General features: G+C 51.5%; 14 protein-coding genes, 3 tRNA genes and 2 pseudogenes. 15 read left to right on the forward strand and 4 right to left on the reverse strand.

The window, feature by feature from the left end; genetic code table 11:
• On the forward strand, positions 1-675 hold a 675-nt coding region (locus tag INT22_RS10015; RefSeq protein WP_193068162.1), incomplete at its 5' end, for a DUF4214 domain-containing protein.
• A 176-nt stretch (positions 676-851) separates the two neighbouring features.
• Here the strand turns inward: INT22_RS10015 and INT22_RS10020 are convergent.
• The 3 genes from INT22_RS10020 to INT22_RS10030 form a co-directional block, all read right to left on the reverse strand.
• Positions 852-938: transfer RNA gene (locus INT22_RS10020), tRNA-Leu, on the reverse strand.
• 43 nt (positions 939-981) lie between these two features.
• Positions 982-1068, reverse strand: a tRNA-Leu gene (locus INT22_RS10025).
• A 104-nt stretch (positions 1069-1172) separates the two neighbouring features.
• A tRNA-Leu gene (locus tag INT22_RS10030) sits at positions 1173-1259 on the reverse strand.
• A gap of 246 nt (positions 1260-1505) precedes the next feature.
• On the opposite strand from INT22_RS10030, the gene rnr reads away from it, so the two are divergent.
• From rnr to INT22_RS10075, 9 genes are all read left to right on the forward strand, one after another.
• A complete protein-coding gene (gene rnr / locus INT22_RS10035) occupies positions 1506-3908 on the forward strand; it encodes a ribonuclease R (protein WP_193060351.1) in 2403 nt (800 codons plus the stop codon).
• A gap of 2 nt (positions 3909-3910) precedes the next feature.
• Positions 3911-4705: a 23S rRNA (guanosine(2251)-2'-O)-methyltransferase RlmB gene (gene rlmB / locus INT22_RS10040; protein ID WP_089039382.1), complete on the forward strand. Its 795-nt coding sequence runs from the start codon at positions 3911-3913 to the stop codon at positions 4703-4705.
• Between the two features lie 212 nt (positions 4706-4917).
• Positions 4918-5301 (forward strand): 30S ribosomal protein S6, encoded by a 384-nt coding sequence (gene rpsF / locus INT22_RS10045; protein WP_009721681.1) that lies wholly within the window; start codon positions 4918-4920, stop codon positions 5299-5301.
• 33 nt (positions 5302-5334) lie between these two features.
• Complete coding sequence (gene rpsR / locus INT22_RS10050) at positions 5335-5562, forward strand: 30S ribosomal protein S18 (protein WP_009097135.1); 228 nt, start codon at positions 5335-5337, stop codon at positions 5560-5562.
• A 12-nt stretch (positions 5563-5574) separates the two neighbouring features.
• Complete coding sequence (locus tag INT22_RS10055) at positions 5575-6426, forward strand: hypothetical protein (protein ID WP_038476971.1); 852 nt, start codon at positions 5575-5577, stop codon at positions 6424-6426.
• A 15-nt stretch (positions 6427-6441) separates the two neighbouring features.
• A complete protein-coding gene (gene rplI, locus INT22_RS10060) occupies positions 6442-6888 on the forward strand; it encodes a 50S ribosomal protein L9 (RefSeq protein ID WP_193068163.1) in 447 nt (148 codons plus the stop codon).
• A 219-nt stretch (positions 6889-7107) separates the two neighbouring features.
• A complete protein-coding gene (gene dnaB / locus INT22_RS10065; protein ID WP_009721684.1) occupies positions 7108-8496 on the forward strand; it encodes a replicative DNA helicase in 1389 nt (462 codons plus the stop codon).
• Positions 8497-8562: 66 nt separating this feature from the next.
• On the forward strand, positions 8563-8856 hold the full coding sequence (locus tag INT22_RS10070; RefSeq protein WP_009721685.1) for a hypothetical protein: 294 nt from the start codon (positions 8563-8565) through the stop codon (positions 8854-8856).
• 140 nt (positions 8857-8996) lie between these two features.
• Positions 8997-9299, forward strand: a complete 303-nt coding sequence (locus INT22_RS10075; RefSeq protein ID WP_038476962.1) for a DUF6482 family protein — start codon at positions 8997-8999, stop codon at positions 9297-9299.
• Positions 9300-9358: 59 nt separating this feature from the next.
• Here INT22_RS10075 and INT22_RS21885 read toward each other — a convergent pair.
• Positions 9359-9505, reverse strand: a pseudogene (locus INT22_RS21885) (DCC1-like thiol-disulfide oxidoreductase family protein); the annotation flags it as partial.
• A gap of 398 nt (positions 9506-9903) precedes the next feature.
• Between INT22_RS21885 and hemH the strand changes: the two are divergent.
• The 5 genes and pseudogenes from hemH to INT22_RS20675 all read left to right on the forward strand — a co-directional run.
• On the forward strand, positions 9904-10983 hold the full coding sequence (gene hemH / locus INT22_RS10085) for a ferrochelatase (RefSeq protein ID WP_193060350.1): 1080 nt from the start codon (positions 9904-9906) through the stop codon (positions 10981-10983).
• A 215-nt stretch (positions 10984-11198) separates the two neighbouring features.
• A complete protein-coding gene (locus INT22_RS10090) occupies positions 11199-13556 on the forward strand; it encodes a putative monovalent cation/H+ antiporter subunit A (RefSeq protein ID WP_193060349.1) in 2358 nt (785 codons plus the stop codon).
• Complete coding sequence (locus INT22_RS10095) at positions 13549-13980, forward strand: Na+/H+ antiporter subunit B (RefSeq protein ID WP_193060348.1); 432 nt, start codon at positions 13549-13551, stop codon at positions 13978-13980. Before INT22_RS10090 ends, INT22_RS10095 begins: the two co-directional genes overlap by 8 nt.
• 18 nt (positions 13981-13998) lie before the next feature.
• On the forward strand, positions 13999-14346 hold the full coding sequence (locus INT22_RS10100; RefSeq protein ID WP_193060347.1) for a Na+/H+ antiporter subunit C: 348 nt from the start codon (positions 13999-14001) through the stop codon (positions 14344-14346).
• Positions 14343-14870, forward strand: a pseudogene (locus INT22_RS20675) (Na+/H+ antiporter subunit D); the annotation flags it as partial. The gene INT22_RS10100 and the pseudogene INT22_RS20675, both read left to right, overlap by 4 nt.

Consider the following 14870-nt stretch of genomic DNA (forward strand, 5'->3'; position numbering starts at 1 on the left):
TTTGGCTGGTTGGCCAGTGGCAACTTGTTTGCTGATAATGGCAATGGTGCTGATCAGGCTACTGGGGACGATGCAATTGTCATCACTGCCATTGATGGTCAGGATGTTGTTTTCAATACGGCGATGACGCTGGACTCCGGTGCGAGTGTGGTTGTGCAGGAAAATGGCGACTTCACTTATGACCAAGGTTCTGCGTTTACTGCTTTGGCAGAGGGTGAGATGGTTATGGATACTTTCGAGTATTCAATTGCCAATAGCCAAGGCGTGGCAGCATCAGCAGTTGTTACAGTGGAGCTGGGTGAGGTAGCTGATAGCGTTGAGGTTTCGGCTATTGAGGCGCTTTACCAGATGGCGTTTGACCGCGAGGCGGATGCCGAGGGGTTGGAGTATTGGTCCGGTATTCGTAACGAAGGTAGCAGTCTGTTTGAGGTGGCTGACTACTTCTTAGCATCGGAAGAGTTTGTCAGCGCGCATGGTGATAACCTAGGCGATGATGACTTCCTAATGCTGCTTTATGACAATACCTTCGACCGTGCGCCCGATGCAGAAGGGCTTGAGTACTGGTCTGAGGTGCTGGGAGCTGAGCAGGCTGGCCAGGGCGATGTAATGGCTTACTTCGCCTCATCCGACGAAATACACAGCAAGTATCTGGCGGAAGGTTTTATCTTCGCCTGATAGCGCAATTTTGACAGTAACCTAAGCGGCTACATCTGTAAGAGTAGTCGCTTTTTTTATCTTCAGCCCAGCAGGCGCCAGCGCTCTATTCGAATCGAGGAAGTAGAAGTGAGAATTAAAAGTCAGAGGGACAATAAGTGTAGGCGAGGGGGGGTAAGTCAATAATGTTACAGCGTTGGTGCCCAGGAGAGGACTTGAACCTCCACGTCCATACGGACACTAGCACCTGAAGCTAGCGCGTCTACCAATTCCGCCACCTGGGCATATCATATTTCGCTATTGATCTTACTGCTGTTTGTATTCGCATGGTGCCCAGGAGAGGACTTGAACCTCCACGTCCATACGGACACTAGCACCTGAAGCTAGCGCGTCTACCAATTCCGCCACCTGGGCGAATACAAACGTTTTGCTAATACTTTATCTATACTATTTCTAAAATAGTACTGCTTGCCGCTACACCATTTTACACCATGAAAAGGGGGTGACATGATATAAGATGGTGCCCAGAAGAGGACTTGAACCTCCACGTCCATACGGACACTAGCACCTGAAGCTAGCGCGTCTACCAATTCCGCCATCTGGGCAAGTGGCGCGTATGATACCGAGGCCACGCTTAAATGCAAGACCCAGTAACTGTTTTTTATCATTAAAATCGTACAATTGCCGAGCTAGGTGGTTGGGTGATTGAGCGGGCAGCGCTATAATGCAGTGATGACCAAACCAAACATGATGTTTTTCAGTCAATCATTGGCTGAATCCTCCCGCCCGCAGTGCACTGCGCCTGCGCAAACTGTCTGCCTCCCGCAAACGCAATCAAGGATGTTGATCGCATGAAGTACTGGACGTTGAGTGATGATCCGCACGCCGAGCGCGAGGCGCAAAAGTATGATAATCCTGCGCCCAGCCGCGAATATTTATTAGCTGCCCTGGAAACGTACGGCAAGCCAATAACCCACGAAAATATGAGCCGCATGCTCGGCATTGAAGATGAAGATCATCTTGAAGCTATTCGCCGTCGTATGGCTGCCATGGAGCGTGATGGTCAGGTGCTGCGCGATCGCCGCGGCGCTTATGCACTAATTGATAAACTTGACCTTATTAAAGGGAAGGTGCTGGGCCACCGAGATGGCTTTGGCTTCCTGCTGCGTGATGATGGTAAAAAGCCAGACTTAGTATTGCCTCCACGTCAGATGCGCCGTGTTTTCCATGGCGATTACGTGCTGGCGCGTGTTAGTGGCCGTGACCGCCGTGGCCGTGATGAGGCGACTATTGCCGATGTGATTGCGCGAAACACCCAAACGATTGTGGGTGTATACCGTAGTAACTCGCCTGAGTTTGGTGTGCTGATTCCTGAAAATCCACGTATTACCCAGGAAGTTATCATTCCTCATACGGCAAGCGCTGGCGCGAAAGACGGGCAGGTAATATCTGCAAAAATCGTTCAGCAGCCGGCCACGCGTGTTCAGCCGGTCGGCGAGGTTATCGAAGTGCTGGGCGAGCGGATGGATCCTGGCATGGAAATAGATATCGCGATTCGTAGCTACGATATTCCCGCTGAGTTTCCGCCAGAAGTGCTTGATCAAACCAGCGGTATTTCAGCAGAAGTATTAGAGGAAGATAAGCAACACCGCGTCGATCTGCGTGAGATTCCGTTGGTCACTATCGACGATGAGTCCGCCAAAGACTTTGATGATGCGGTGTGCGCCTGGAAAACCAAGTCGGGCAGTTGGAAGCTGTTGGTCGCTATTGCCGATGTGTCGCACTACGTGCGCCCGGGGACCGCGCTTGATGATGAAGCGCGCACGCGGGGTAACTCGGTGTACTTCCCAGGCCAGGTTGTGCCGATGCTGCCTGAGCTGCTCTCAAATGGCTTGTGTTCGTTAAATCCCCATGTTGATCGTCTTGTGATGGTCTGTGAGATGAATATCTCCAAGACGGGGGCTATTAGCCGCTACTCGTTCTACGAAGCGGTAATGAACTCCCACGCTCGCCTGACCTACAATAAAGTGGCGGCCATCCTCGATAACGAGAGCGATGAAGGGGAAGCGCTGCGCAATGAGCACAAGGCGCTAGTGAAGCCGTTGCAAAATTTGCACGAGCTTTATGGCCTGCTGCGTAGTGCCCGGGAAGAGCGTGGTGCGATTGATTTTGATACCACTGAAACGGCGATTATCTTCAATGATGAGCGCAAGATTGAAAAAATCGTCCCGCGCACCCGCAACGATGCTCATAAGCTAATTGAGGAGTGTATGCTGGCGGCCAACGTGGCCACCGCGCGCTTCCTGGATAAGCATGACTTGCCCGCTCTTTACCGTATTCACGAGCGCCCGACACCGGAGCGCCTTGATAAGCTGCGTCTGTTCTTGAGCGAACTGGGGCTTTCCGTTGGTGGTGGCGATATGCCGACGCCTCAGGACTATCAAGCGTTACGTGAGGCGATTATTGATCGCCCAGATGCTGACATCATCCAAACTGTCATGCTGCGCTCAATGAACCAGGCGGTTTATTCGCCCCAGAATGAGGGCCATTTTGGCTTGGCTTACCAGGCCTATGCGCACTTCACCTCACCGATTCGTCGTTACCCTGATCTATTGGTGCATCGTGCCATTCGCTCGGTTATTCGTGGGCCACGACAAACCAATACGGTTGTTCGGGTAGAAGGCGCACCGGTTGATCCGCCAAGCAAGTGGTGTCCTTATACCTTCGAGCAAATGCTTGAGTTGGGTGAGCACTGCTCAATGACCGAGCGGCGGGCTGATGAAGCAACCCGTGATGTTGAAAGCTGGCTCAAGTGTGAGTTTATGTCCGACAAGCTGGGCGAAACGTTTGAAGGTACTATCGCCTCAGTGACTCAGTTTGGCTTGTTTGTGCGACTGGATGACTTCTATGTCGAAGGGTTGGTGCATGTCACCTCGCTGCCCTCTGACTACTACCACTATGAGGCAGAGAAGCATCGCCTCAAAGGTGAGCGCACAGGCACGACCTACCGCTTGGGTGACGGGCTTACGGTTCAGGTTGCGCGGGTAGATATGGATGATCGTAAGATCGACTTTGGTTTAGCTGACGAGAAACCCCGGCCACGCCGCCAGCCGCGCAAGCGCCGCGGTGGAGAAGGTGGTGCTGGAGTAGAAGGGGGAGCTAGCAAAGCGGCATCGGCTGATAAGCAGCCGACGCGCCGTGGGCCAAGACGCACGCGTAATGGCCCGCGTAAACCATCACCGAATAAGGGTTGAGCATGAAATCGTCGTCTCGACGTAGCTCGCGTCCGGCTGTTCGAACTCCGGATGGGCTAGACCAAGTGTATGGCGTTCACGCCCTGGAAAGTCTGCTGGAACGGGGCGAAACGCCCCTTGAGTTGTGGGTGCAGCAAGGCGCGGGTAACCGCTTGAAGGAAGTGGTTGCGAGCGCTCAGGCTCGTGGTGCGCGGATTAAAGAGCAGTCTCGAGACTTGCTGGATCAGCTTACTCAGGGTGCAGCCCACCAAGGGGTTGTGGCATTTTGCCCGCCGCTGGTTCCCGAAGGGGAAGAGTCGTTGTGGTTGAAGCTACGCGCATGGCAAGCGTCTGCACCGCCGCTATTGTTAGTGCTGGATGGTGTTACCGATGTTCATAACTTTGGTGCGTGCCTGCGCAGCGCGGATGCTGCTGGTGCCCACGGTGTGATTGTGGCTAAGGATAAAGCCGCGCCGTTGAACGCGACGGTGCGGAAAGTAGCTTGCGGCGCAGCCGAGGTGGTGCCTGTTTATCAGGTTACTAACCTATCGCGTACATTGGCTAAGCTAAAAGATGCTGGTGTATGGATTACCGGTACTGCTGGTGAAGCTGAGGCTAGCCTGTTTGAGATTGATATGACTGGCCCGACTGCATTAGTGATGGGCGCTGAAGGGAAGGGCATGCGCCGGTTAACCAGGGAAGCCTGCGATAATCTGGCAAAGCTGCCTATGGCCGGACAGGTGTCCAGCCTGAACGTATCGGTCGCGACAGGCATTTGTTTGTTTGAAGCTGTTCGGCAGAGGCAGCTTGCAAGTTAAGCACTAGCCCACTAGAATGCTTGCGCCCGTTTAACTTTAAGCGGGCGCTCGTATTGGCTAACAGTTAATACGAAAAACAGTTCTGCTTGATGCCCCAAATGACATCGTTCGCGGTGAACAATGGGCATTTCAGTTAACTCCTTGCTTCCCTGTCGTCATTGATACAGCTGTGTCAATACACACCGGAAGCTGTCAAACCGCAAGGAGATTCCATGCGTCATTATGAAATCGTGTTTATGGTCCACCCGGATCAGAGCGAGCAAGTGCCGGCTATGGTCGAGCGCTACACCAGCATTGTTACCGAAAACGGTGGCACTGTGCATCGCTTGGAAGATTGGGGCCGTCGTCACCTGGCTTACCCGATCAACAAGATCCACAAAGCCCACTACGTGCTGATGAACGTTGAGTGCACCGGCGAGACTCTCGAAGAAATCGAGAACATCTTCCGTTTCAACGACGCCATCATCCGCAGCTTGGTTGTTCGCTGTAAAGAAGCGATCACCGAAGCTTCTCCGATGATGAAGCCGGCAGAAGAAAAGCGTCCGCGTCGCGAAGATAAACCGCGCGCTGAAGAAGCTGAAGAAGAAACTGCCTAATTTCATCCACCGCACGTTTTAAGGAGCTAGTCCATGGCACGTTTTTTCCGTCGCCGTAAGTTTTGCCGCTTCACTGCTGAAGGCGTCAAGCAGATCGACTACAAAGATCTCGATACGCTGAAGGCTTACATCACCGAAACCGGCAAGATCGTTCCGAGCCGTATTACCGGCACCAAAGCACGCTATCAGCGTCAGTTGGCGACTGCTATCAAGCGTTCGCGTTACTTGGCACTGCTGCCCTACTCCGATAGCCATCAGTAAGCGTTTAACGTGATGCTGGCACTGGCGAGATGGCTCATGCGGAGCACGCCCTATGCCATTGGCGGGGCGGCGTTAGCGACGCTAGTGCCTTGGCTGTTCTGGTTAGGGGCAGCCATCGCCGCGCTAGTTACCTTACGCAAAGGTTTTGCACCTGCGCTTCCGGTAATTATCGCTGCTGCACTACCTGCGGGGTTCTGGTGGTCTCAAGGTGACGTCATTCCACTTGCTAGCGTACTGCTAGTAACGCTAATGGCAGTCATCCTGCGTGAGAGGATGCGTTGGAGTGAAGCGTTAATCGTTGGCACATTGGCGGCAGCGGTTATGGTTCAACTCGGCATCTTTATACCGCCAGGTGGAACAGAGTTAATGCTGGAGCAACTGCGAGCAAGCTCTACTGAGATTGATCGCATGCTGACAGAGTTTGCTAACCAAGGTATTGATGCACCGACGCTCGCCGCTATGGTGATCGGTGGTGTAACAGGCTTGGTGGTATTGTTGGCCGCTATTGCGTGTTTGGCTTTGGCGCGAAGCTGGCAAGCTGGGCTTTATAACCCAGGCGGCTTCCGCGAAGAGTTTCACGCACTGCGCCTATCGCCCAAAGAGCTGGCTGTTTTAGTCGTGCTTGGTGTGGGGGGTATGGTGTTGGGAGCGCACGCTCTGGCAATGCTTGGTTGGATTCCACTGCTGGTAGCTGGCATTGCGCTAGTGCATGGGTTTATTGGAATAAAGGGGATGAACGGGCTGTGGCTGGTGGCATTTTATGTGCTGCTGATCACGACCTGGCCCACGATTCTCATTGTGCTGCTGTTGGGGCTGATTGATACATTCGCGAACGTTCGCGCACGCCTTGCCCGCAGCAACTGACAAGAGGTTTACGAGATGGAAGTCATTCTGTTCGACAACATTGGTAAGCTGGGCGGCCTGGGTGACAAAGTCACTGTAAAGCCCGGTTATGGTCGTAACTATTTGGTTCCTTACGGCCTAGCCGTGCCGGCAACCAAAGATAACGTTGAAGCATTCAAAGCCCAGCGTGCTGAGCTTGAAGCCCAAGCCGCTGAGCGTAAAGCAGAAGCTGAAGCGCGTGCTGAGCAGCTTAACGACATCGAATTGTCGTTGGTTTCTAAAGCAGGCGATGAAGGCAAGCTGTTCGGTTCTATCGGTCCTCGTGACTTGGCCGACGCTATTTCCTCTGCTGGCATCGAAGTTGCCAAGAGCGAAGTACGTATGCCGCAAGGTCCGATTCGCCAAACTGGCGAATACGACATCGCTCTACACCTGCATGCAGAAGTAGATGCTGTTGTTCGCGTGGTTGTTGTCGCAGAGTAAACGCTCTCGCCAACGCTGACGCCTCAAAGGGCGCGGGTCTTCCCGCGCCCTTTGTCTTTTTAATCTATGTCGTTCTAAGCGCGGTCAAAAACGTTTGAGGTGTGGGTCGAATTTTTTTGAACGTCGCTTGGCGTAGATAGGTCGCTTATGGTGAGTTTGAGATTGTCCCGCTAAGATAGTCATCGTTATTGGCTACGCTTTATGATTAAGGAGCTCACTATGCAGGACCAGCCTTCTGCTGATCAGGAAACGGCAGCGATAAAGCTGCCGCCGCACTCTCTTGAGGCGGAGCAGTCGGTGCTAGGTGGGCTAATGTTGGATAATCAGGCCTGGGACAATGTCTCGGAACGGTTGGTGGCGGATGATTTTTACCGCTATGAGCATCGCTTGGTATTCAATGTGATGATTCATTTGGCCGAATCCGGGCAGCCGCTGGACGTTATAACGCTGTCAGAGGCGTTAGAAGCGCGTGATCAGTTGGATACGGTAGGCGGCTTGGCATTCTTAGCTGAGCTGGCTCGCAATACGCCTTCTGCCAGTAATATTCGTGCTTATGCGGATATCGTTCGCGAGCGGGCAACACTGCGTAAATTAATCCGTGCGGCCAATCAAATTGCTGACGGGGCGTTTTCGCCCCAGGGGCGGCCTGCTGATGAGCTGCTGAATGAAGCTGAGCGATTAGTCTTTCAGATTGCCGAAGAGCGGCCGAAAACGGGCGGTCCTATCGGCATGAGTGAACTGCTAACCAAAGCCGTTGATCGTATTGATGAGCTGTTCAATCTAAAGGGTGAAATGACAGGGCTCTCCTCGGGGTTTCGTGACCTCGATGAAATGACCTCAGGCTTACAGCCCTCAGATTTGGTAATTATCGCGGGCCGCCCGTCAATGGGTAAAACCACTTTTGCCATGAATCTGGTGGAGCACGCGGTTATTGCTAGCGATAAGCCGGTGATGGTGTTCTCCATGGAGATGCCAGCAGAATCTCTGATGCTGCGTATGCTCTCTTCGTTGGGTCGGATTGATCAAACCCGTGTGCGCTCGGGGCAGTTGGAAGATGAAGATTGGCCGCGATTAACATCGGCGGTCAACCTGCTCAAAGACAAGCAGCTATTTATTGATGATACTGCGGCGCTTTCGCCTAATGAAATGCGCTCACGCCTACGTAGAGTGGTGCGGGAGCACGGCAATATGGCGCTGATCATGATTGACTATCTGCAGTTAATGCAGATTCCTGGGTTTTCTGAAAACCGTACCGGTGAGATATCGGAGATATCCCGCTCGCTGAAAGGGCTAGCAAAAGAGTTTCAATGCCCTGTTGTAGCACTTTCACAGCTTAACCGTTCGTTGGAGCAGCGCCCCAATAAGCGTCCTGTCATGTCGGATCTGCGGGAATCCGGCGCGATTGAGCAGGATGCCGACGTCATTGCGTTTGTTTACCGAGATGAGGTGTATAACCCTGACAATCCTGACAACCAAGGGATTGCCGAGCTGATTATTGGTAAACAGCGTAACGGGCCTATCGGTACGGTACATATGGCCTTTATTGGTAAATACACACGCTTCGAAGACCTTGCGCCCGATAGCTATGGCGAAGCGTTCGGCGATTAACTTGAGCGTTAGGGGGGAGAACGTATAATGCTCCTCCCCGACCAAGCAGATAGACAGGAGTAGCAAATGGCAGGTGGTTTTAGACGTGGTAACCGTAAGCGTCTTCCTAAGCTGGAAGGCCGTGGGGAACTGCAGTCACTAGAGCGAGAAGGGCCATTTAAAGAGTGGTTGGGAATGCCTGACCTCTACCGTTACTTCCTGGTAGTTGAAGGAGAAAAATATAGCTACCAAACTGAAGATTCAGAACTGCCGGTAACGGTGGGCGATAAAGTAGTTTTCCGTTACAAGGAAACTAAAGGCGGTAACTGGATAGATCGCAACTCGTTAGGTAAAGCAATCGACCCCTCTGAGTATCAATAATTCGACGAATAAGTTGACGTTTTGGTCAGGAACTCTTTTGTGATGTTGCCGTCATAGGCAGTTAGTGCCAAGGTAATAAAATTGTCATGGGGTATCGTCATGCTGTGCCCCATGATGATGAACAATCACAGGAGGGAACCATGGAACTTAAAGAACTGAAGCAATTTGTTGCGGGTCACGATAACTTTGAAATACGCGTTATCACGCATTCGGGCAGCCGCTTTTATCAACTAGAGCTTGAAGATGTAGAGGGCGAGCGGCATATGTTGACCCAGCGCGGTAAGCCAATGCTGTTTCGCTCGCTAGATGATGTTTATCTTGAGCTAAAGCGTGCTGGGATTCACCGTGCTTACTTAGTGCAGCATGTACCCCAGGATGAAGTGATTGGACGCGATGCTCATTACAGTTCGCCGTTAACATCACGTATGCCGCTAGTGTTTTAACACTACAAACATTGCAACATCCTATGGCGTCCTCACTTGTTTGCGTGACGCTTCTTCCATCATCGCCCTAGCCGCACACGGCGACGGGCAAAAAAACGATAGCCTGCATCCATTACTCCTCGCAGGCTTGGTAAGCAAGAAAGCCATACTAGCCACCGGTAGCCCAGTACCGCATAGAGGGCCCGGCTGGCATCCATCCCGATATACCATTTCCTTGGCTGTCTTTGACATGCAGTAGCCCCATCATATCGTCAAACTTGTGCCCTATATCGGCTGCATTGAAATCACTACTCTGAATGTCCACGAGTGCGACACGTTCTTGATGGCGATGCTTTGCAAACCACGTGACTTCCACGCGGCAAAAAAGGGCAGTGGCCATTGTGATATAGCGTGACAGGTGACGTTGCGTGAAGCGTAGAAAAACGGCTCATTGAGCACTCTTTGATAATGAAAGCGAAGGCTGGTGGTCACCAAGGATAAAGGCTTCGACATGAGTTGGTCTACAGTTATACAAATAATGTTGATAGTATAACTTTATGCCGCAGCTTTGCCGAAAAGTGTTAAGATTTTGCCAACTGTTTAAAGCATCTGAGGAGTTAGCGACATGGTCGATAGCGTTGTAAAAGATCAGCTGGGCGAAGGGCGCTTGGTCCATGCGCCAAGTGATCATCCTGCCGTTCCCCCTGCAAAAGTCGGCGTGGTGTTGGCTAACTTGGGCACCCCGGACGCAACCGACTATTGGTCTATGCGGCGCTACCTTAGCGAGTTCTTGTCCGATAAGCGTGTTGTTGATTACGCTAATTGGAAGTGGCAGCCGCTTTTACAACTGATTATTTTGACCAAACGTCCATTTTCTTCTGGTAACGCCTATAAAAGTATTTGGAACAACGAGAAGAACGAGAGCCCGTTGTTAACGACGACGCGTGCCCAAACTGAAAAAATAGCTGCACGTTTGAAAGCGCTCTACGGCGATAGCATCGAAGTTGATTTCTGTATGCGCTACGGCAACCCGTCAACGGAAAGTGTCCTTAAGCGCATGAAAGAGAAGGGCTGTGAGCGGATCGTTTTCTTCCCGCTTTACCCTCAGTACGGCTCGCCTACGACTGCGACGGCAAATGATCAGGCATTCCGTACGCTGATGAAAATGAAGTGGCAGCCCTATATTCGTACGGTGCCCGCTTATTTTGAGCATCCTGCCTATATTCAGGCGCTGGCGAATTCGGTTCAGGAAGCTTACGACGGCTTTGAAACGCGTCCGACGAAACTGGTAGCAAGCTACCACGGTGTCCCCGAACGTTATCTATTAGAAGGTGACCCTTACCATTGTCAGTGTCAGAAAACGACGCGTTTGATGCGTGAAAAACTAGGGCTGAGTAAAGAGGAAGTAGACACCGCCTTTCAGTCTCAGTTTGGCCCAGAAAAGTGGGTTGGCCCGCAAACCGTTGATCATGTGGCTGAACTTGCCAAGCAAGGGCATAAGCATATTGCGATTATGTCACCTGCCTTCTCTTCTGATTGTGTTGAAACGCTGGAGGAGATTAAAGAAGAGATTCACGATAGCTTTATGGGCGCAGGAGGGGAGACGTTTAGTTATATTCCCTGCTTGAATGATCGAGACGATCACATTGATGCCCTGTTAGCGGTTGTTAACAACGAGTTGGCGGGGTGGCTGTCCGCTTCTTAATAGTGCGTTTTGTCAAAAGCCGCCAAAGTGAACTGCACCCCAAAAGTGCTCAACTAGGACGGCTTTTTTTATGGGTGACTAGTTTTATAGAAACGTAATCAACCTTGGTATAAGGTTTGTGCATTAATAATCACATTTAGCCAACGCTTAGAGCCGTTTGGTCTTGCTACTGCCTTGGGGTTAACTGACACGTTCTTATAGGGAGAAACCACCGGATGCAATTCGCTGTATTAATGGGCTTTGTGCTGGCAGCGTCGTCGCCTTTGCTCAACCGCTGGTTTGGAGAACGGACGAGCCTCGTACTGGCGCTGTTTCCTGCCTTGATGTCTGCCTGGCTGTTCAGTCAGGCACCCGCTGTAATGAGTGAAGGGCCATTACTGTTGGAGTGGTCTTGGGTGCCATCATTAGGCATCAGCTTGAGTTTTCTGCTTGATGGACTGTCACTTTTATTCGGGCTGCTGATTACCGTTATCGGTACTTTCGTATTGATCTATGCCGGTGGTTATCTCAAAGGCCATACGGATATTGCACGCTTTCATTTAGCACTTGTTGCGTTTATGGCCTCTATGTTGGGGCTGGTGCTTGCCGATGGATTGCTTACGCTTTTCGTATTCTGGGAACTAACCAGCATCACCTCTTATTTGCTGATTGGCTTTAACCATACCGATATGGAGGCAAGAAAATCCGCACGTCAGGGGCTGTTTGTAACGGTTGCTGGTGGTTTGGCGCTGATGGCAGGTCTGGTGCTGTTAGGGGGGGCAAGCGGAAGCTGGTCGTTTTATGAGATTGGCCAAATGGAAAGCGATCTGCGTGAACATTCGCTTTATACCCCGATGCTCATTTGCTTGCTGCTGGGGGCATTCACAAAATCAGCCCAGTTTCCTTTTCATTTTTGGTTACCCAGCGCCATGGCTGCGCCAACGCCGGTGTCGGCATACCTCCACTCGGCCACCATGGTGAAAGCGGGTATTTACTTACTGGCGCGCTTACACCCTGAATTGGGTGGCACAGCGCTATGGATCGGAATACTGTCGGTCGTCGGTGCTATTACCATGCTGACAGGTGCCTTTTTAGCAATCCATCACACCAATATTAAAAAGCTACTGGCTTATTCCACCATTATGGCACTTGGCACGCTAACCATGTTGCTGGGCATTGGTTCTGAGTACGCCATGACGGCATTTGTAACGTTCTTGCTTGCCCACTCAATGTACAAAGGGGCACTGTTTATGGTCGCCGGTATTCTGGACCATGAGACAGGCACCAAAGATGTCACCGCAATGGGCGGCTTGAGGTCTGCCATGCCAATCACTGCGGTGATTGCTTTTGTCGTGGCACTGTCGTTGGCAGGCGTGCCACCGCTATTTGGCTTCATTGGTAAAGAGCTAATGCTAGAGGCAGCGCTGGGGGCGGAGCGCTTCAATGTGTTGCTAGTCCTGTTTGCTTTCCTGGCGGCTATTTTGACGATTGCAGTGGCTGCTATTATCGCCTTCCGCCCCTTCTATGGTCGGCAAATTGAAACACCCAAAACACCCCATGAAGCGCCTTTTAGTATGTTAGTTGGGCCCGCTGTATTGGCGCTTGGTTCACTTGTGTTAGGGCTGGCACCAGCCATGCTTGGTACCGATGCGCTGCTTACGTCAGCGGCGACAGCGGTGGTAGGTGAGCCGCTGCAAGTGTCATTATCGCTTTGGTATGGCATCAATATGGCGCTGATTATGTCGATCGTCAGCCTTGGACTAGGCTTTTTACTGTTTAAACGCTGGGATAGTGTGCGTTGTAAACTAGCGATGTTGGCGCCACTAATGCGACATGGCCCAGAAGCAGGCTATGAAGGCTTCATGAATAGCATTGTGCGTTTTTCTGAATGGCAAACACGCCTGCTGCAAAACGGTTATATGCGTAACTATATTCTCGTTATGCTGGTGGTGCTGATCGTTTTGATTGGTAACTCAATACTTGTGCGCCATGCACCTCAGTTGGCACTAACGCTGGACGTGCGCTTCCACGAGGTAATTGTTGTTGGCACTATGGTGATGGGGGCTCTGTTTGCCACCATTTCTCGCTCACGACTTGGAGCCGTCGTGTCGGTCGGCATTATGGGATTCTCTATTGCGCTTATTTTTATTCTTTTCAGTGCTCCCGACCTAGGCATTACCCAACTACTGGTTGAGACGCTCACCGTTATCTTGTTGGTTTTGGTGCTCTTTCGTTTGCCGCGTTTTTCAAACCTTTCCACAAATTTGGAACGTATTCGAGATGGTGCTGTGGCGGCAACAATGGGAATTCTGATTTTCCTACTGATTATGACCGCTTGGAGTATCGATCAGTTTGAGCCGATTTCAGCTTATATGATCGAAAATAGCGCTCCTCTTGCCTATGGTCGCAACATCGTGAATGTCATTTTGGTGGACTATCGTGCCCTCGACACGCTAGGTGAAATGTTTGTTCTTGCGCTCGCTGCTATTGGGGTTATCGCCATGCTTAAACTGCGCCACGGCGACAATGAAAGCAAATCAGCAGAAGGCGAAAACGGCGAAAACGCCAGTGTTAAGGAGCCCTACGATGGTTAAATCCGGCACTATTATTCTCAACACTGCGGCGCGGTTTTTGATGCCGCTACAGCTGATGTTTTCAGTTTTTCTATTGCTGCGTGGACATGATGAGCCAGGAGGTGGATTTATTGCTGGGCTAGTAGCAGCAGGGGCCTTCACGCTTTACCTGTTTGCCTTTGGGGTCAGCGCCACCAAAGAGGTGCTGCGTATGGTCGATCCACGCGACTTGATTGGTGTTGGGCTGCTGCTAGGGATGATTTCGGTGGTGCCAGCATGGTTTATGGATCAACCGTTTTTAACTGCTCAGTGGTGGACTATCCCCGTGATCGATTTTAAAGCGTCTACACCGCTTATTTTCGATGTAGGAGTGTACTTTGCCGTTCTTGGTTCGGTGATGGGCATGGTGATGGCGCTGATGGAGGTGGATAAGGATGAACCTTAGTGACTTAGGAGGTCCCGTATGGAACCGCTAATGGCACTAGCGATAGGGCTACTCTACGCCGCCGCTATTTTTATGATGTTACGTCGCTCTATTGTGAAGTTGGTGATTGGTCTACTGCTGCTGTCGAACGCTGCTAATTTGCTGATCTTCACTACTGCAGGCATGACGCGCGGCGCCCCACCATTAATACCGGAAGGCATGTTACAGCCGTTAGCCGAAGTAGCCGACCCGCTGCCTCAAGCTGTTGTATTGACGGCGATTGTCATTGCATTTGGGGTGCTGGCATTTGCTGTTGTGTTAATTCGCCGTGCCTACGAAATTGTTAAGGCAGATGATTTGGACAAAATGAAGGATACCGACACGTGAGGCCTGAAGTCGCACTGCCCGTCCTGTTGCCACTGCTTTCTGGCGCTCTTTCATTACTTTTTTGGCGCTCTCGCCCCGTCCAGCGTTTTATTGCGGTGGCGGGTAATGTTGCGCTGTTGCTAGTTAGTATATGGCTGTTTGTTGCTGTGTTAGCTGATGGTTACATCACCATGCAAATGGGCAGCTGGCCAGCGCCGTTTGGTATTACGCTAATTGCCGATATGTTAAGTGCTGTCATGATTTTAATGACAGGCATCATTGGTTTGGCTATGGGGGTTTATTCGCTAGCCACCACAGGGCGGGGGCATGAAAAGTTTGGTTATTACCCGCTGATGCATTTGCTGTTAGCAGGGGTGGCAGGGGCCTTTTTAACCGGCGATATCTTCAATCTATATGTTTGGTTTGAGGTTATGCTGGTGGCGTCGTTTGCGCTGTTGATTCTGGGCGGTGAACGGGCGCAGATGGAAGGCGCAATTAAATACGTCACGTTGAACCTGCTGGCTTCGGTGATTTTTTTAACGGCT

Origin of the sequence: Halomonas sp. 3D7M (genome assembly GCF_014897885.1) — a bacterium.
Lineage (GTDB): Bacteria > Pseudomonadota > Gammaproteobacteria > Pseudomonadales > Halomonadaceae > Vreelandella.

Coding starts and splice junctions, on each gene's coding strand:
- rnr (WP_193060351.1), top strand. CDS start 1,506: ATGAAGTACTGGACGTTGAGTGATGATCCGCACGCCGAGCGCGAGGCG.
- rlmB (WP_089039382.1), top strand. CDS start 3,911: ATGAAATCGTCGTCTCGACGTAGCTCGCGTCCGGCTGTTCGAACTCCG.
- rpsF (WP_009721681.1), top strand. CDS start 4,918: ATGCGTCATTATGAAATCGTGTTTATGGTCCACCCGGATCAGAGCGAG.
- rpsR (WP_009097135.1), top strand. CDS start 5,335: ATGGCACGTTTTTTCCGTCGCCGTAAGTTTTGCCGCTTCACTGCTGAA.
- INT22_RS10055 (WP_038476971.1), top strand. CDS start 5,575: ATGCTGGCACTGGCGAGATGGCTCATGCGGAGCACGCCCTATGCCATT.
- rplI (WP_193068163.1), top strand. CDS start 6,442: ATGGAAGTCATTCTGTTCGACAACATTGGTAAGCTGGGCGGCCTGGGT.
- dnaB (WP_009721684.1), top strand. CDS start 7,108: ATGCAGGACCAGCCTTCTGCTGATCAGGAAACGGCAGCGATAAAGCTG.
- INT22_RS10070 (WP_009721685.1), top strand. CDS start 8,563: ATGGCAGGTGGTTTTAGACGTGGTAACCGTAAGCGTCTTCCTAAGCTG.
- INT22_RS10075 (WP_038476962.1), top strand. CDS start 8,997: ATGGAACTTAAAGAACTGAAGCAATTTGTTGCGGGTCACGATAACTTT.
- hemH (WP_193060350.1), top strand. CDS start 9,904: ATGGTCGATAGCGTTGTAAAAGATCAGCTGGGCGAAGGGCGCTTGGTC.
- INT22_RS10090 (WP_193060349.1), top strand. CDS start 11,199: ATGCAATTCGCTGTATTAATGGGCTTTGTGCTGGCAGCGTCGTCGCCT.
- INT22_RS10095 (WP_193060348.1), top strand. CDS start 13,549: ATGGTTAAATCCGGCACTATTATTCTCAACACTGCGGCGCGGTTTTTG.
- INT22_RS10100 (WP_193060347.1), top strand. CDS start 13,999: ATGGAACCGCTAATGGCACTAGCGATAGGGCTACTCTACGCCGCCGCT.